1 protein-coding gene and 1 pseudogene are annotated in these 1939 nt (G+C 71.9%); one reads left to right on the top strand and one right to left on the bottom strand.

The genetic code is table 11. From position 1 onward, the window contains the following. Positions 1-77: 77 nt before the first annotated feature. The gene (gndA, locus tag R6V09_RS51975; RefSeq protein ID WP_317888376.1) at positions 78-1547 is read right to left on the bottom strand and encodes an NADP-dependent phosphogluconate dehydrogenase; all 1470 of its coding nucleotides are present in this window, start codon (positions 1545-1547) and stop codon (positions 78-80) included. A gap of 187 nt (positions 1548-1734) precedes the next feature. Between gndA and R6V09_RS51980 the strand changes: the two are divergent. After that, positions 1735-1939: pseudogene (locus R6V09_RS51980) on the top strand (endonuclease/exonuclease/phosphatase family protein); the annotation flags it as partial.

Here is a 1939-nt window from a genome sequence, read left to right on the forward strand (position 1 = left end):
CCGCTCTCGCCGTGGACGAGTAGCGGGCGCGGGGTGCTCCGGCCCGCCTGAACGGGCGGGCCGGGCGCGTGAGTCGGTCAGGCGGTCGTCTCCGGGCGGCCGGGCCGCGACCAGTGGGTGTGGAAGGTGCCGGAGCGGTCGGTACGCCCGTAGGTGTGGGCGCCGAAGAAGTCGCGCTGGCCCTGGAGAAGGGCGGCCGGCAGCCGCTCGGCGCGCAGCGTGTCGTAGTGCGACAGCGCTGCGGAGAACGCCGGGACGGGGATACCGCGGCGGGCCGCGGAGGCGACGACCTCGCGCCAGGGGACCTGCGCGTCGCCGATCTCGCGCGCGAAGGTCTCCTCGCTCAGCAGGCTGACCAGACCCGGGTCGGCCGTGTACGCGGCACGGATGCGGTCGAGGAAGGAGGCGCGGATGATGCAGCCGCCGCGCCAGATCCCGGCGACCGCGGCGAGGTCGATCGACCAGTCGTACTCGGTGGCCGCGTCCTGGATCATCTTCCAGCCCTGGTCGTAGGCGATGACCTTCGAGGCGTAAAGCGCCTGTTCCACCTGGGCGGTGAAGCGGTCGGCCTCGGTGCGGCTGAGCGGGGGAGTGGTGCCGCCGGGCAGTCCGCGGTATGCCGCGCGCAGGTCCGCCTGGCTGGAGGAGGCGCGGGCGAAGGTGGCCTGCGCGATCGCGGTGACCGGCGAACCCAGTTCCAGCGCGGTCTGCACGGTCCAGCGCCCGGTGCCCTTCTGGCCCGCGGCGTCCTTGACGATGTCGACGAACGCCCCGCCGGTCTCCGCGTCGGTGTGGGCGAGGACCTCGGCGGTGATCTCGATCAGATAGGAGCCGAGCCGTCCCTCGTTCCAGCGGCGGAAGACGTCCGCGATCTCCGCGGGGGTGTATCCGCCGACCTGGCGCAGCAGGTCGTAGGCCTCGGCGATGAGCTGCATGTCGGCGTACTCGATGCCGTTGTGCACCATCTTCACGAAGTGCCCGGCGCCGTCGGTCCCGATGTGCGTGGAGCAGGGCTCGCCGTCGACCTTCGCGCTGACGGACTCGAACATCGGGCCCAGCACGGCGTACGACTCCGCCGAGCCGCCGGGCATGATCGACGGCCCGTTCAGCGCGCCCTCCTCGCCGCCGGAGACTCCGGCGCCGACGAAGTGGAGGCCCTGTTCGCGCAGGGCGGCCTCGCGGCGGCGGGTGTCGGCGAAGTGCGCGTTGCCGCCGTCGATGATCATGTCGCCGGGCTCCATGAGCGCGGCGAACTCGTCGATGACGGCGTCGGTGGCCGGACCGGCCTGCACCATGATCATCAGGCGGCGGGGGCGTTCGAGCGCGGCCACGAACTCCTGTGCCGTCTCGGCCGGGACGAAGGCACCCTCGTCGCCGTACTCCTTCATCAACTCATGGGTGCGGTGCGGCGATCGGTTGTGGACGGCGACCGTGTAGCCGTTGCGGGCGAAGTTGCGGGCCAGATTGCGGCCCATCACACCCAGGCCGGTGACGCCGATCTGCGCGGTGGCGTCGGCGGCTGGGCTGTTCGGTGCGGATGCGTTCATGGGGTGCCTGTTCTCCGAGTCGGTGACGTGGCGGGTCGGCGCGGGGCGCCCATGCCCGCTGGTACGTGTGTGATCGCGGATTGACTCGAACTTCTCCGGGATTCCGTGTGATTCCGAGCGATGCAGCCGACCGGCGCACGGTGCGTCCCGCCGGATGCGAAGATCGCTCCCCTGGGAGGGAGCGGCCATGGGTGACGTACGGGTGAGGTGTGCGACGTTCAACGTGCTGCACGGCCAGCCGATCGGGCCGGACGGCCGCCCGGCATCCGCCCGCCCCGGCGACGCCTCGGCACCCCTCGCCGAAGCCGTCGCGTGCCTGGACGTCGATGTGCTGGCTCTCCAGGAAGTCGACCGCTTCCAGGAACGCTCCGGCCGCGCCGACCAGGCGGCGG

It is taken from the genome of Streptomyces sp. W16 (genome assembly GCF_033194735.1).
Taxonomy (GTDB): domain Bacteria; phylum Actinomycetota; class Actinomycetes; order Streptomycetales; family Streptomycetaceae; genus Streptomyces.